15 protein-coding genes and 1 pseudogene are annotated in these 13,961 nt (G+C 58.0%); 3 read left to right on the top strand and 13 right to left on the bottom strand.

Annotation, left to right across the window (positions count from 1 at the left end; all coding sequences use genetic code 11):
* Window positions 1-39 precede the first annotated feature (39 nt).
* Window positions 40-408 carry a type II toxin-antitoxin system HigA family antitoxin gene (locus tag V6L81_RS13460; protein ID WP_095018083.1) on the bottom strand — a complete coding sequence of 123 codons (369 nt, stop codon included), beginning with the start codon at window positions 406-408 and terminating at the stop codon, window positions 40-42.
* A gap of 3 nt (window positions 409-411) precedes the next feature.
* Window positions 412-714, bottom strand: a complete 303-nt coding sequence (locus V6L81_RS13465) for a type II toxin-antitoxin system HigB family toxin (RefSeq protein WP_338660029.1) — start codon at window positions 712-714, stop codon at window positions 412-414.
* A 248-nt stretch (window positions 715-962) separates the two neighbouring features.
* Between V6L81_RS13465 and crcB (V6L81_RS13470) the strand changes: the two genes are divergently transcribed.
* Both crcB (V6L81_RS13470) and crcB (V6L81_RS13475) read left to right on the top strand, forming a co-directional pair.
* On the top strand, window positions 963-1,343 hold the full coding sequence (gene crcB / locus V6L81_RS13470; protein WP_095018081.1) for a fluoride efflux transporter CrcB: 381 nt from the start codon (window positions 963-965) through the stop codon (window positions 1,341-1,343).
* Between the two features lie 15 nt (window positions 1,344-1,358).
* On the top strand, window positions 1,359-1,763 hold the full coding sequence (crcB, locus tag V6L81_RS13475; protein WP_095018080.1) for a fluoride efflux transporter CrcB: 405 nt from the start codon (window positions 1,359-1,361) through the stop codon (window positions 1,761-1,763).
* A gap of 59 nt (window positions 1,764-1,822) precedes the next feature.
* Here crcB (V6L81_RS13475) and kch read toward each other — a convergent pair whose 3' ends face one another.
* The 11 genes and pseudogenes from kch to V6L81_RS13530 form a co-directional block, all read right to left on the bottom strand.
* The gene (kch, locus tag V6L81_RS13480) at window positions 1,823-2,998 is read right to left on the bottom strand and encodes a voltage-gated potassium channel protein (protein ID WP_095026517.1); all 1,176 of its coding nucleotides are present in this window, start codon (window positions 2,996-2,998) and stop codon (window positions 1,823-1,825) included.
* Window positions 2,999-3,088: 90 nt separating this feature from the next.
* Window positions 3,089-4,147: a HoxN/HupN/NixA family nickel/cobalt transporter gene (locus tag V6L81_RS13485; RefSeq protein WP_095000482.1), complete on the bottom strand. Its 1,059-nt coding sequence runs from the start codon at window positions 4,145-4,147 to the stop codon at window positions 3,089-3,091.
* A gap of 27 nt (window positions 4,148-4,174) precedes the next feature.
* Window positions 4,175-5,155, bottom strand: a complete 981-nt coding sequence (gene yut, locus V6L81_RS13490) for an urea transporter (protein WP_338660030.1) — start codon at window positions 5,153-5,155, stop codon at window positions 4,175-4,177.
* A gap of 190 nt (window positions 5,156-5,345) precedes the next feature.
* A complete protein-coding gene (locus tag V6L81_RS13495) occupies window positions 5,346-6,308 on the bottom strand; it encodes an urease accessory protein UreD (RefSeq protein ID WP_095000480.1) in 963 nt (320 codons plus the stop codon).
* A complete protein-coding gene (ureG, locus tag V6L81_RS13500; protein WP_016781201.1) occupies window positions 6,305-6,952 on the bottom strand; it encodes an urease accessory protein UreG in 648 nt (215 codons plus the stop codon). Before ureG ends, V6L81_RS13495 begins: the two co-directional genes overlap by 4 nt.
* A 65-nt stretch (window positions 6,953-7,017) precedes the next feature.
* Window positions 7,018-7,704: an urease accessory protein UreF gene (locus tag V6L81_RS13505; RefSeq protein WP_095000479.1), complete on the bottom strand. Its 687-nt coding sequence runs from the start codon at window positions 7,702-7,704 to the stop codon at window positions 7,018-7,020.
* A 21-nt stretch (window positions 7,705-7,725) separates the two neighbouring features.
* Entirely contained in the window at window positions 7,726-8,397 is a 672-nt protein-coding gene (gene ureE, locus V6L81_RS13510; protein WP_095018078.1) for a hypothetical protein, read from the bottom strand.
* Window positions 8,398-8,477: 80 nt separating this feature from the next.
* On the bottom strand, window positions 8,478-10,196 hold the full coding sequence (locus V6L81_RS13515) for an urease subunit alpha (protein ID WP_095000477.1): 1,719 nt from the start codon (window positions 10,194-10,196) through the stop codon (window positions 8,478-8,480).
* 203 nt (window positions 10,197-10,399) lie between these two features.
* Window positions 10,400-10,696, bottom strand: a pseudogene (locus V6L81_RS24205) (urease subunit beta); the annotation flags it as partial.
* Window positions 10,697-10,855: 159 nt separating this feature from the next.
* On the bottom strand, window positions 10,856-11,158 hold the full coding sequence (locus tag V6L81_RS13525) for an urease subunit gamma (RefSeq protein WP_016781195.1): 303 nt from the start codon (window positions 11,156-11,158) through the stop codon (window positions 10,856-10,858).
* Window positions 11,159-11,589: 431 nt separating this feature from the next.
* Window positions 11,590-12,690, bottom strand: coding sequence for an FUSC family protein (locus tag V6L81_RS13530; RefSeq protein WP_095000476.1), 1,101 nt, complete (start codon window positions 12,688-12,690; stop codon window positions 11,590-11,592).
* A 315-nt stretch (window positions 12,691-13,005) separates the two neighbouring features.
* On the opposite strand from V6L81_RS13530, the gene V6L81_RS13535 reads away from it, so the two are divergent.
* A complete protein-coding gene (locus V6L81_RS13535; protein WP_095023544.1) occupies window positions 13,006-13,914 on the top strand; it encodes a LysR family transcriptional regulator in 909 nt (302 codons plus the stop codon).
* The last annotated feature ends 47 nt before the right edge of the window (window positions 13,915-13,961 follow it).

The following is a 13,961-nucleotide window of genomic DNA, read 5'->3' on the forward strand; positions in this document are numbered from 1 at the left end:
CCTTTTCACCCGCGCCCATGATTTTGCCTACCCCGGCGGTCACGACTTGACCGGCTTGATCAGACTCTCTGCCGGGATGCCAAACATCTCATGCAGCTTCCAGATCATGGGCAGGGTCAGGGAGCGCTTGCCGTTGAGCACTTCATACACCCGGTTCTGCCGGCCGATCGCAGGCACCAGGTCAGCCGCTGACAACCCGGACTGCTCCATCCTGAAGCGGATGGCATCCAGCGGGTTGGGCAGGTCGACGGGAAAGTGCTTGGCTTCGTAGGCTTCGATCAGGGTGATCATGACCTCCAGGTAATCGCCCTCAGGTGTCCCGGGCTGCGGTTCATTGTCGAACAGCGGCGAAACCGACTTCAGTGCGTCTTTGTAGTCCTGCTCGGTGCGAATTGGACGAATATTCATGGCTTACTCCATTTCCACGGTGTTGGCATCGATGGCGTCGTACTGCTGGTGAGTGTCTGCGAATTTGATATAGATGGCGCTGAAGCGGCAGGCCACAGCTACCACGAGCCGATAGTCGTTACCTTTGATGTTGAACACGACCCGGTTGCTCTTGAGAATGCTGGCATGGCGAAACGGCGCCTTGATGTCGGCCGGCGTTTGCCAGTTTGCCTTTTTCGCTTCATCTATCCAGCAGAGGAAGGATTGCTCTGAGCCTGGGTGCTGTTGCCAAAAAATCTTGAGCTGACTGACTGCGATGATTCTCATAAAACGATCCTGGTCCCATGATGGGACTTTTGCAAGTTGGCTTTACGTCCTGTGCTGCTCAAATACCCTGCAACTCTCAGGAGCGCCAGTTTGAAAGCTTGAGCAAATATGAGCTGCGCCATTCAGGCCTCACTGCCCCCGGCATGGACTCTTCTGTAACAGCGAAAGACCCGGCCCAAGTCATGCCCGCCCGCTGTTTTATGAACTAGAGTTTCCCCCACTCACCAACAGACACGAGAGGGACTTTCATGACTGCGCTGGATGTTTTCTGGGTCGGGCTGGGGGGCGGGCTGGGCTCGCTGTTGCGCTGGTGGATCGGTTTGCGGGTAGGGCAGTTCTATAAGGGGCCGTTTCCGCTGGGTACATTTTTGATCAACGTCAGCGGCGCCTTTGTAATCGGTTACCTGAGCATCCTGTTTACCGTGGACTGGCGCGACCGCTACGGCGACTTCCTCAGCGCCGCGGTGCTCACCGGTATCCTGGGCGGTTACACCACATTCAGCAGCATGCAGCTGGATGCCTCGAAACTGGCCAAGGCCAGGGATCGTGCATGGGCCGCAGGTTATCTGATCATCTCGGTACTGGTCGGCCTGGCCGCCGCCGCTTTCGGCGCCTGGCTGGCGCGCTGACTCAGGAGTCACACCATGCTCAACATGATTATTCTGATTTTCGTCGGTGGTGCGTTCGGCGCCATGTGCCGCGAGTTCGTCATGCTCTCGGTGCCGCGCCTGGCCGATGGTTTTCCCATGGATATCTTTGTCGCCAATATCGTCGCCGCGTTCCTGCTGGGCGTGGCCACGTCGCTGTTCAAGAGCAACCGCATCAACCAGTACGTGCACGTGATGGTCGGCACCGGGATCATGGGCGGGTTATCCACGTTCTCCAGTTTCGTGTTTGGCGCAGTCGAGATGATGCAAGACCCGGGCAGTGTTTTTGTCTCCATCTGCTATCTGGTGATCAGCCTGGTAATCGGTTTTGCTGCCGTCGAACTGGGTCTGATTGCCGGGGCCAAGGTTACGCCGCTGCCTGCATCCGATACCCCGCAATAAGCCCTTGCAGCGCCCATGAAAAAGCCCTCGTCAGAGGGCTTTTTTTATCCTGCCAAGTCTCAGGCCAAAGACGTACGCTTGCCGAAGAACATCTCGGTGATCAGATCATTGTTGATTTGATCGCCCTGCAGGGTACGCACCAGCAACTCACTGCCCAGCAACGGCAACGACAGCACCATGGTCGGGTTGACGCGTTTGACCTTGGGCATGTTCCGCGTTTCGTTGACCAGTGCGATGATCTGGGTTTCGTCGCCTGCCACTTCCTTGGCCGCGAGGATGGTGAACACGTTTTCGGCGTCGCTGTCGCACAGGGTGACGATGTACTTGGCGTCCGCTGCACCGGCCAGTTTCAGGGTCGACGCGGCCGACGGGTCACCTTCAATGATATCGGCCTTTTCCGGCAGGTCATGCTGGCTGCCGGCCACGCATACCACCGTGACGTGTTCGCCGCGATCGGTCAGACCTTTATAGACGTTTTGTGCCAGGGAACCAACGCCAACGAGAATGTAGTGATTTTTACGCGCCATATGGGTAATCCTGCCTTTAACAATACGTTGGATGTTGTTGCTGATCAGCGGGCCGGCAATGGACGCCACCGAAATCGCGAAGATGGTGATGCCCAGGATGATCACTGTCAGGGTGAAAAAACGCGCATCGGTGGTATGCGGGACGATGTCACCAAAGCCTACGGTGGACATCACCACGATGGCGAAGTAGAACGCCGATGGCAGGTCCGTCACCGGCGGTGCAAAGCCATCACCGATGTAGAGCGTGCCCAGCGTGCTGTAGACGATCAGTGAGGCGATGCTGACCACCGCAAAGAAGCTGCCCGAGGCCAGGCTGTAGTGGTCAAAACGGCGCCAATAGAAGGCCAGCACGGCAATGGTGACCAGCGAGAAGAAGGTCACGCCGTCAGGTTTTTTCAGAATGAAAAAATCCACGCAGACCGTGGCCACCAGCAGCAGCAGGGAAAAAAACCAGCTGATGCGTGACTTGATCAACAGCCCCAGTGACATCAGCAGGAGTACAAGCCCCACCACAAACCCGGGGATTTCCAGCAAGGCTAAAAAGCTTAATGCCTCCTTCCAGGTATCAAAGGAGCCGGATTTGGCATTGGCATGGGCAACGCCACGTTCCAGCACCGGCAGAAACAAAAGAAAGCCGTTGATCGCAACCAGCAAGGCGACCCCATAGGCAAAGGAGATCCGATTTTTTACGTCCTGTAATAAAGTCATGGCACCTACGACGCGTCAGTTAAGGGGTGAGGGGAGTGTAGGTCAGGTTTATCGGGCTGCCACCAGCAGCCCGTGTGCTTGAGCCTCTGATCAGGCGTTGGCAGGCAGTTGGTCATAGCCGCGGATGTAGTAATTGAGGGCCGAAATCAGCCAGCACAGGACAAACATCCCGATGATCCAGTAGCCAATCTCGCCGAAGTTTTCACTGATGGCATTGATCGGCGTCCATATCCCGCCGGTGAGTTGCAGTTTTTCGGCAATCAGCCCCAGCGCTTCGACACCGCCGATAAACAGGGCCACCACCACCGAGGCGGCAGTGATGGTGATGTTGTAGTAAAGCTTGCGCACCGGTTTGGAGAACGCCCAGCCGTAGGCGCCGATCATCACGAAGTTGTCCAGTGAATCGATCAGGGCCATGCCCACCGCAAATAGCACCGGGAACACCATGATTGACCACAGGCTGATGCCGTGGGAGGCGCTGGTGGCGCTGATGCCCAGCAAGCCGATTTCGGTGGCAGTGTCAAAGCCCAGGCCAAACAGAAAGCCCACCGGGTACATGTGCCAGCTTTTGTTAACCAGGTTGAACACCCGACCAAAAATTCGCGCCATCAGGCCACCCTGGTGGGTGGTGATCAGGTCCAGTTCTTCGGGGGGCAGGGTGTGGCCGGCCTTGACCTGTTTGAACTTCTTGTACACCGAGATCAGGATGACCAGGTTGAGCACGCCGAACAGCAGCAGGAATACCGAGGACACCAGGGTGCCGATCAGGCCGCCGGTTTCATGGAACCACTCCATATCGTCCTTGAACGCCATTGCCGTGGCCGCAATCGCGAAAGACGCCAGCACCACAATGGTCGAATGCCCCAGGGAGAACCAGGTGCCTACGGCTATCGGGCGTTTGCCCTGTTGCATCAGCTTGCGGGTGACATTGTCGATGGCGGCAATATGGTCGGCGTCCACGGCGTGGCGCAGGCCGAAGCCGTACGCGAGCAATGCGGTGCCCATCAAGACCGGGTTGTTGCCGAACTCGATAAAGGCCCAGGCCCAAGCCAGCAGGTTGGCCACGATCAGGCCGGTCAGCAGATAAATGGCGCGCCGTGTGGTGTTCGACGGCTCGGCATTTGTCAGGGGGTAGGCAATCGCGGTCATGGAAAGACTCCGGCAAAGGGATCGAAATTATTGACGGTGGGCCGGCATGACGTCTTTGTTGGGCACCAGAAACAGCCAGGAAGCCAGTACAAAGGGCATGGTCAATGTCGGGATGCCAACCGGGGCCAGTACTGTATTCAAGGCGCCTTGCACAAATACAGTGAAAACCACGCCAATCAGGGTGTAGATCAACACGCGCCAGCTGGGCTTGTTGAAGGTCGAACCCAGGGCGATGGCAGTCAGCACGGCGCTGAAGGCATACAGGCCGTTATTGATGCTGGCGTGTTCGGCTTGCAGCACCACGGCCACCAGCACCGCCAGCAGCGAGCCCAGCAGGCCGAACACCGCGGCCCACAACGATGACACCGCCAACCCGGCGAGAAACAGCACGCTGCCGATCACCGTGCTGATCAAGAACACTTCGGAGATCCCGTAGAACGTGCTCTTGAACAGGTCGATACCATCGAACAGGCTGGTGTTGTACGCGACCAGATCATGGGGCAGGTTGGGCACGGGCAGGGCGCTGGTGTTCAGGCCGCCAAAGGCATAGCTGGCCAGCAGCATGGTCCAGGTCACCAGCACGAAGGGCGCCGTGAGGGCGGCGACTTTCCAGGTCTTCAGAATATCGGCGATGCAGATGGTGACGATTACCGAGACCACACTGCCGAGGATAATGCACAGCCACAGGATGGGTGTGACAGCGAGGAAGGTAGGCAGGGCAGCGCCGACCAGGCAGCCGTTATAGCCATAGAGGCCGGCCTTCCAGGAAGTGCGGTCCTTGAGGTGCATACCGGTAAGGGTTGCCACGACCGTGCCCAGCACACTGCCGAAGGCCATGGCCGGGTTGCCTTCGCCAAACGCGCCGACAAAAATGGCGGCAAAAAACAGTAGCCCGGTCAGCGGGTTATTCTGGAACATGACCTGAGCACAACCACGCAGGGTGACGTCGACAAACTCAAGTACGACGTTGCCATCCACGATTTTCGACCACTTGGATGCAGCTTCCATATTGACTCTCCCAATTGAGCATTTGGCCAGGATCAGCTTGCGTAGCAGCTGCCGAAGGAACGAGGCTGCGTTCGGCGGCGCAGCCGTCGCAAAATCAGGCACTGCGGTGTGCCAGTCAAACCCTGTCCTCAGGAATTACGACGGCTGCGCCGCCGGACGCAGCCTCGTTCCTTCGGCAGCTGCTACACAGCTACTTCCACAAAAACGCCGGTTGCAGGGTCACGCCCAGGATTTCTTCGCGGGCCACCTTCCAGAACTCGCGGATTTGCGCCTTGACCTCGCCACTGTCGTTGCCCAGCACCTTGAATATCAGCCCGCAGTCGTTGGGCAGGCGGGTCACCCCGCTGGCCAGCCCGGCCTGCATGTCAAACAGCGCCGGGATGCGCTCGACAATCCGGTCGTGATGCTCCCTGGGCGTGAGCAATACCACGTTGCCGAACACATCGAAGGTCTGCATCACGCCAATGGCGTCCAGGCTCTCTTTTTTTGGCTCAAGAATGTACTTCTCGACAAACAGCTCGCGACCCTCGAGGTTCTCGGCGCGCACCCGGGAGGAGTACACGTCAAAGCCGAAACGCTCATCCACATGATGATACTTGCGCCCCGACATCAGGATTTCGCAGTAGATGGCCGTCGCCGTGGGGTGGATCCTGATTTGCGTGTCGGTGATAAACCGTGCATTGCGATGGGGGATCAGCGGGTCGGGCATAAACTCCAGGTAGCCGCCTTCTTCGATCGTGAAGTGCTGGATTTGCGAGGCGTAGTTGGCATTCATCGAATGCACTTTGGTCGCCGACTGGGTGGTGACGTGCCCGCAGGCACCCACCCCCACGTTGACATCTGTGGCCAGGCGGTCGCCCTGCAGCACGCAGCCCGAAGTTGAAATCATGGTCACACAGGGCAGCTCGGGCATTTCCTCGTCCCAATACAAGGCCCGTTGCACCAGCGATGGTACGCGGCGCTCCATGTCCGCCAGCACGCTGCGGTTACCGCGCTTTTCAAAACCCAGGCGCAGGTAGCCGCTTTTACCCACGGCACCGCTGTGCATTTGCGCCGGTTCGTCCTGGTACTGCGACAGCTCCGGCGCATCAATGCCGAGTGAGTGAGCGCGTAGCCGTGACGGGTTGTTCACGATCTGGCTCTGCGCTGTCATGCACTGACCCCGCTTTTGACCGCCGGTTTTTGTGCGAACAGGAACATGTGCTCGATCATGTCCACCAGTTCTTCAATGCCCTGACCGGTCTTGCAGTTGGTGAGGATATACGGGCGGTTGCCGCGTACCACTTTGGTGTCGCTTTCCATCACATCAAGGCTGGCGCCAACGTAGGGGGCGAGGTCGATCTTGTTGATGATCAGGATATCGGCCTGCACCAGCCCCGGGCCATTTTTGCGCGGGATTTTCTCGCCTTCGGCGACGTCGATCACGTAGATATAAAAGTCGGCCAGGGCCGGACTGAAGGTCAGGGTCAGGTTGTCGCCGCCGCTCTCGATCATGATCAGGTCGCTGTCGGGGAACTTCTCTTCCATTTCCTCGACCGCGGCAATGTTCATACTCGGGTCTTCACGCACGGCGGTGTGCGGGCAGGCACCCGTTTCCACACCGAGGATCTTGTCTTCATCGAGGATACCCTTGAGGGTACGTTTGACCTGTTTGGCATCTTCGGTGGTGACGATATCGTTGGTGATGATCAAGGGCTTGTAGCCACGGTTGATCAGGATCGGAGTGATCACTTCGATGATCGCGGTTTTACCTGAACCGACCGGGCCGCCAATACCAATACGAGTAATCTTTTTCACGGTTATTTCCTTACCAGATAGGGGAGCGGAAGCTGCGTCGACACATGCCGACGCAGCCCGGGGTGTCAGTTCATGAATAGCCGTACATGTGCCTTGACGTGCACGGCGGCGAGCACATCGACTATCGGGACATAGGAGGACATCTGCTCGATATCGCCGACTTCGGCGATATCGCAGAACGCTTCAATGTCGTGGTTGAGTTCGAACAGGATGTGCTGGGTGTCCAGGTGCGTGACCCGCATCAGGCGCATGGCCGCGCTGAGGATGGTCATGGCCACGCCGTACTGGTGCATCACCACGACCTCACGGGCACCGATGCCCTGGGTCGACATCACCACGGCCTGGGTGACGGGGTAGGTGCCTGCCGCGTTGCCGGCCTTGATCTGTTCAAGCCACCAGCGCACCAGCGGTTTTTCGACGACATGGATCGACATTTCCGCCAGTTTTTTGCCCATGCGCGTGGCCATCAACCGGCTTTCTTCATTGAGCTTGCGGTTATTCACCGCCCAGTCGGCGCGTAAAATGCCGTCGCGGTCTTCTGCCACGGCAGCCCGGTGCGCAGCGACCACGCCCATGCCGTCACAGCTGGCCGCCTGCTTGAGGGCGGTGAGCACAAAACCCTTCAGGGTCGGGACATCGTGGACGATGCCTTTTTGAATGGCCGATTCCACGCCGTTGGAGAACGAAAAGGCACCGACCGGCAATACGGAATCGCCAAACTGCATGATGCGAATTAGATCTGATGCGTTCATCTATGCGCCTTCTTGCCGGGTTCAGTGCTTATGGCTGTGAAACGTATGGCCGTTGTCGTGACTGTGACTGTGTGCGTCATGGCTGTGCACGCCCTGGATCTTCAGGGCGGCAGCGTCCAGCTTGTCTTGCGGGCTGGCCACGTGAACATGGGTGTCGGTTTCTTCGGCACCGCCAAACAGCAGGCGCGCCTCGGATGTGGTCAGCAGCGGCAGGATTTCGGCGCCGCCAACAAAAGCGTACGGCAGGTGTTGAAAGCCGTGGGTGCGCATCACCGAGTCCATCATTTTGGTTTCGACGGTGAGCGGGATATAGACCTCGTTGTTTTTGGTCACGGCTTTCCAGTGCTGGTTGCCGAGGGCATGGCCGAGCTCGAAGCTGGTTTTGATCAGCACGTCCAGGGGCTGTTTTTTCAGCTCCTTGAGATCGATGACCATCACGTCGCGCAGGTTCAGTTGCACCACTACGGCGGTGTTGGAGCCTTCATCCCAGAGCAGCACATCGCCGTCCGAGAGCACCACGTTACGTTCCAGCGAAATGCCCAGGTCAAGACCGCCGAGGCTGGTGCGCCGGCAGCGACTTTTTTGCGCTTCACGCTGGTCGAGCACCAGCAGGTCAACCTTGGCGCCTTCGAGTTTGTGTTGCCAGTGCGGGTCTTTCTTGGCGTTGCCGAGTATGTGTTCAATCAAAATCACGTCGCAAACTCCTTCCCTGAATCATGTGCCGGGCGCGTGCTACCGGGTGCAGGTGCCCCCGGTAGCGGCCCGTTCAGGCATTAGCCAAAGAAATAACGCTGGTTCATGGTGGCCACATCGATGGGCTTGCACGTGGCGTGTACGCCGTCGACTTTTACCGCGAAAGTTTCCGGATCAACATCGATATGCGGGGTCTGGTCATTGCGCACCAGGTCCTTTTTGGACACGGTGCGGCAACCGCGCACCGCCATGACCTGACGCTCCAGCCCGGCCTTTTCTTTCACGCCGTCTTCCAGCGCCGCTTGCGACACGAAGGTCACGCAGGTGTCTTGCAGGGACTTGCCGAAGGCACCGAACATCGGACGGTAGAACACCGGCTGCGGGGTTGGCAGAGAGGCGTTCGGGTCACCCATGGCGGCCCAGTTGATCATGCCGCCCTTGATCACCATTTTCGGTTTGGCCCCGAAGAAGCGCGGATCCCACAGCACCAGGTCGGCCATCTTGCCGACTTCCACCGAGCCCAGCACATGGCTGATACCCTGGGCCAGTGCCGGGTTGATGGTGATCTTGGCCACGTAACGCAGCACCCGGAAGTTGTCGTTATCGGCGCTGTCTTCCGGCAGTTTGCCACGTGACACTTTCATCGCATGGGCGGTTTGCATCACCCGCAGCCAGTTTTCACCGACCCGGCCCATGGCCTGGGAGTCACTGGAAAACATGGAGATCACGCCCATGTCCTGCAGCACGTTTTCGGCGGCAATGGTTTCCGGGCGTACGCGGCTTTCAGCAAACGACACGTCAGCCGGCACGTTCGGGTTGAGGTTGTGGCAGACCATGATCATGTCGAACAGCTCGGCCTGGCTGTTGACGCCGTAGGGCAGGGTCGGGTTGGTCGAGCTTGGCAGCACGTTGCTCTGGCTGGCCACCTTGATGATGTCGGGGGCGTGACCACCACCGGCGCCTTCCGTGTGGAAGGTGTGAATGGTGCGACCTTCGAAAGCATCAATGGTGTCTTCGACGTAGCCACATTCGTTCAAGCTGTCAGTGTGCACCGACACCTGCACGTCCATCTCGTCGGCGGTACGCAGCGCATGGCGCAGTGCGTTTGAGGTTGCGCCCCAGTCTTCGTGAACCTTGAGCCCGGCGACACCGGCGATGATCTGTTCGGCCAGCGGCTCGCGGCCAAAAGAGTTGCCCTTGCCCAGCATGCCGACGTTGATCGGCAGCCCTTCGAGCGAACGCAGCATCTGGCGGATGTTCCAGGGGCCGGCAGTCACGGTGGTGCCGTTGGTGCCATCGGTAGGGCCGATACCGCCGCCGAAGAAGGTGGTGATGCCGTTGGACAGCCCGTGGTAAGCCTGCTGCGGCGAGATCAAGTGAATGTGGGTGTCGATCCCGGCTGCAGTCAGGATCAGGTGCTCGCCGGAGATGGCGTCGGTGCTCACACCCACGACCAGGCCGGGAGTCACGCCGCTCATGATGCCCGGGTTGCCGCTTTTGCCGATCCCGACGATCTTGCCGTCACGGATACCCACGTCGGCTTTGATTACGCCCTGGATCGCGTCGATGATGGTGACGTTGGTGATAACCAGGTCCAGTACGCCGTTGTCACGGGTCAGGGTATTGTCGGCGCCCATGCCGTCGCGCAGGGATTTGCCGCCGCCGTAAACGGATTCTTCACCGTAACCGCGCAGGTCCTTTTCAATCTCGACAAACAGGTTGGTGTCACCCAGGCGGATTTTGTCGCCCGTGGTTGGGCCGAACAGGCCTGCGTATTCTTTGCGTGAAATGGTTGGCATCGGTGGCTCCTTTTCTAATGCCGCGCGAGCGTCAATGGTTCAACGGCGCGAGTGCAAAGTATGAGAATGCGTGGTTACTTGTCGTTGACGGGCTTGGACGGCTTGGCCGGCTCGGAGAACTTGAAGCCGCGATCGACTGCGCGCTGGATGGCCTGCAGTTTTTCCGGGCGCTCATGGTTGCTGGTGAGCTTGTCCGGTACCCAGCCATCGACCAGGTTGTTGAAGCCGTAAAGCGTTTGCTTGCCACCGTAGGGGATCAACGGCACTTCGATTTCGTCGCCCGGCTCGAAGCGGATGGCTGTGGTGGCCGTGATGTTCAGGCGCTTGCCAAAGGCGGCGGCGCGGTCGAATTCCAGGGCACGGTTGACTTCAAAGAAGTGAAAGTGCGAGCCGATCTGGATCGGACGGTCACCGGTGTTGCGCACCTTTACCTTGGTGACGGGGCGGTCTTCGTTAAAGGTGATGGGCGTGCTGGCGTAAATCGTGCCGCCCAGAGGCACATCGGCTTCATTGCCCTTGCTGACGCCACCGGGGTTCTTGGCGTGGGGGATGCTGTGGTTCGGGTGAGTATCCTGGTGCGGGCCTGCTGTCTCTTTGGTGCTCATGACTGATTCCTCAAAACGTGAAAGTTTTGCGTTTACCGGGTTTAAAGCAGACGGTTACTTGATCGGGTCGTGGACCGTGACCAGACGACTGCCGTCGGTGAAAATCGCTTCAACCTGAACGTTGGGAATAAGGTCGCTGACGCCTTCCATCACGTCATCCTTGGTGAGTACTTTGCTGGCCTCGGTCATCACATCCTCAACCGACTTGCCATCGCGTGCGCCTTCCAGGGCGGTCACGGTGATAATTGAAACAGCCTCTGGATAGTTCAATTTCAAGCCGCGAGCCTTGCGCCGGAATGCGACGTCCGACAGGGTGTAAACCATCAGCTTTTCGACTTCTCTGGGGGTGAGCTGCATAAGCCCTCCTATCTACAGTGCGGTAAGAATTAACGTTCTGGAGTGCCGCTCAGGCGTGCGCGCATGCAAAACACTCCACACGATGGGTACGTGTGAAGGCGGGTTGACGAGTGAGTGGGTTTTTTTAATGCCTGTTGTCGTTTCATAAGCTCAACCGTTCAAATCCATTAATACGGGTGCGAGCAGAGCCTAGACCATAATTTCAGGCAGGCCAGGTGTTGCAGGCGTGCGGGTCAGAGGTTGTTGACACGATATGAAATCCAAGGTTTTGTTAAAAACTTCTTATAAAACAATTTGTTATATGTTTTGAGTTTGTGGTTTAAGCGTCGTTAATCGCTGAAAATTCCATGTTTATGTACGAAGATTCTTCATCTTTAGTGCGATAAGTCATCTAAATGAGTCGGATGTAACTTTTTGCTGTGGGTGTTACGTTATTTTTCGTCGGGCAACTTGTCGTTTTTAAACAAATGCCGATGGCCGCAGTGGTACAGCGCGGCATGCAACTGGTCATTGAGTTCGGTCAATTGCCTGAGCATCTCCAGGCTTAGCCAGACATAGGCATAAAAGGGTGTCTCGGTGATCTTGCCGTCCAGGCTCTTGAGCACAAGCTCCTTGAGATCGTGGGCTTTCTGGCGCAGTTCGCCGCTGATCTGGTTGTTGGAAATGCCCATACACAGCTTGTTCTGCAGCGATTCGAGCGCTTGCGGGATCAACTGGTGCAGACCGTTCAAGGCGGGCTCGCTTTCGATCAGCAGGTGGCTTTCCCGTGATGACCAATACGCATCGATCATCAGGCTCATGGTGGCCAGCAGGTTGCGGTGCAGGGTTTGCAGGGACTCGAACACTTGTGGCTTGAGGTTGCTTTCGTTGCTGGCAGGGGTGATGTAGTTGCGCAACTTGATGACCGCGTCCAGTTCGTTCTTCAGTTGATCATCCAGATTGGGGCGTTCGGGGATTCGCGGGGAGAAGTATTGCGAGTACAGGGTATTGATCTTGCCCAGGCTCTCGCTGAACTTGATCCGCAGGTCGGTATAGGCCCGCTGTGGGTAAATGCTGGTGTAGAGCATGGCCAACAAAGAACCTGCCAGCACATAGCCGCTGCGGGTGAGTGCCGACTCCATGTCATTGGGCGGGGCGCAGCTGACCACCGCCAGGGTTGCTCCGATCAGCAGGGCCATATAGGGGTGTTTGCCCAGGGTCAGGTAGCCGGCAATAAACATCATCACCGCGCACCAGAGCAGCATCAGGCTAAAAGAGTGCATCTCGAGATACAGCGCCACCAGCCCGGACAGCGCGCCCAGTACTGTGCCGCCGGTACGCTGCAGGGCCCGGGAGAATACGTTGCCCCAGTAGGGCTGTGGTCCCATGACAATGAGCATGGTGATCAGGGCATAGGAGGCGCCGTCGAGCTTGAAGAAGCGGATGACAACAAAGGTAATCAGGAACGCCAGGCTGATGCGGGTGGCGTGGATCCAGCGGTAATTTTTGCAGACCAACTGTTCCAGATTCGAAATCTTTTTACCCAGCCGCATAAAGTCCCCAATTGCTGTAGTGGATTGGGCTGGCAGCGTAGTTCAGGTCTGGCGGGTCCACCACTGGGGATGGCTCTATCGTGGGGCAGGAAAAGCGGCAGGCGTAAAAAAGGCCATTACCATCATGGGGATCCGGTAATGGCCAAAAATCTCAACCAAAGAGAGCGTCAGGCGCAAACCTGACGAGCGGCAATGTATCAATGCCACTCTTAGTTAGCTAGCTAAGAGTGAGCGAAACTGTTTTACCTGCTGCGCAACAATGGTGCATTGCTGGTTGGCTAGGCAGGGGGAGCGTTAGCCGATACCCTTTGCTCCATGCAAATACCTGACTTGAATCTACTGGTTACCTTGAATGTCTTGCTCGAAGAGGGCTCTGTGGTGGGTGCTGCCCGACGCATGAATCTGAGTGCCCCGGCCATGAGCCGCACCCTGACCCGGATTCGCGAGGTATTGAACGACCCCATTCTGGTGCGTTCAGGGCGTGGCCTGGTGCCCACGCCCCGTGCACTGGAGTTGCGTGAACAGGTGCGCGGTGTGGTGGAGCTGGCGCACGGGGTGTTCACCCAGAGCCAGAACAGTGATTTGCGTGAGCTGGAGCGTACGTTCAGCATTCGCGCCAATGACGTGTTTTTTGGTGTGTATGGCGCAGCACTGCGCCAGCAAATGGCCCTGGAGATGCCCAAGGCTACGTTGCGGGTGGTACCTGAGGGTTTTACTGATGACGAGGCACTGAATGAAGGTCGCATTGACCTGACTATCTGCGCCACTAACCGCTTCAGCCCGGATATCAAGGTCCAGAGGCTGTTTACCTGTCCGTTTGTGGGGTTGGCACGGGAAGGGCATCCGATTTTCGATGAGCCTGTTACGGCCCGGCGCTTTGCCGGTTTTGACCACATCAGTGTGTCCCGCAGGGGCCATGCCCGCGGGCCGATTGATGCGCTGCTGGCCGAACTGGGGCTGGAGCGTCGGGTGTCGTTTACCACGCCGACGTTCTACTCGGCGATTTTTGCCCTGGCAGGGGAGGATCTGATCCTGCCGCTGATGCCCCAGGTGCTGCTCAAAAACCTGGAGCCACTGGGCCTCAAACTGCGCCCGTTCGAGCTGCCGATCACCCTGCAGCCGGTGGATATCGTCCAGGCCTGGCATCCGCGGCTGGACAACGACCATGCCCACCGCTGGCTGCGTCGTACCCTCAAGACCTTTTGCGACAACGCGGTGATTTGACCGCAACCTCTGTAGATACTCTGTTGCAGGTCAAGCCCTATTGTGGG

The organism is Pseudomonas bubulae (assembly GCF_037023725.1).
Taxonomy (GTDB): Bacteria; Pseudomonadota; Gammaproteobacteria; order Pseudomonadales; family Pseudomonadaceae; genus Aquipseudomonas; species Aquipseudomonas bubulae.

What these genes read in the sequence shown, in the direction of transcription:
- V6L81_RS13535 (WP_095023544.1), top strand. Translation starts at nt 13,006, where the DNA reads ATGCAAATACCTGACTTGAATCTACTGGTTACCTTGAATGTCTTGCTC.
- V6L81_RS13530 (WP_095000476.1), bottom strand. Translation starts at nt 12,690, where the DNA reads ATGCGGCTGGGTAAAAAGATTTCGAATCTGGAACAGTTGGTCTGCAAA.
- kch (WP_095026517.1), bottom strand. Translation starts at nt 2,998, where the DNA reads ATGACTTTATTACAGGACGTAAAAAATCGGATCTCCTTTGCCTATGGG.
- V6L81_RS13525 (WP_016781195.1), bottom strand. Translation starts at nt 11,158, where the DNA reads ATGCAGCTCACCCCCAGAGAAGTCGAAAAGCTGATGGTTTACACCCTG.
- V6L81_RS13485 (WP_095000482.1), bottom strand. Translation starts at nt 4,147, where the DNA reads ATGACCGCGATTGCCTACCCCCTGACAAATGCCGAGCCGTCGAACACC.
- yut (WP_338660030.1), bottom strand. Translation starts at nt 5,155, where the DNA reads ATGGAAGCTGCATCCAAGTGGTCGAAAATCGTGGATGGCAACGTCGTA.
- V6L81_RS13515 (WP_095000477.1), bottom strand. Translation starts at nt 10,196, where the DNA reads ATGCCAACCATTTCACGCAAAGAATACGCAGGCCTGTTCGGCCCAACC.
- V6L81_RS13505 (WP_095000479.1), bottom strand. Translation starts at nt 7,704, where the DNA reads ATGAACGCATCAGATCTAATTCGCATCATGCAGTTTGGCGATTCCGTA.
- V6L81_RS13465 (WP_338660029.1), bottom strand. Translation starts at nt 714, where the DNA reads ATGAGAATCATCGCAGTCAGTCAGCTCAAGATTTTTTGGCAACAGCAC.
- V6L81_RS13495 (WP_095000480.1), bottom strand. Translation starts at nt 6,308, where the DNA reads ATGACAGCGCAGAGCCAGATCGTGAACAACCCGTCACGGCTACGCGCT.
- crcB (WP_095018081.1), top strand. Translation starts at nt 963, where the DNA reads ATGACTGCGCTGGATGTTTTCTGGGTCGGGCTGGGGGGCGGGCTGGGC.
- V6L81_RS13460 (WP_095018083.1), bottom strand. Translation starts at nt 408, where the DNA reads ATGAATATTCGTCCAATTCGCACCGAGCAGGACTACAAAGACGCACTG.
- crcB (WP_095018080.1), top strand. Translation starts at nt 1,359, where the DNA reads ATGCTCAACATGATTATTCTGATTTTCGTCGGTGGTGCGTTCGGCGCC.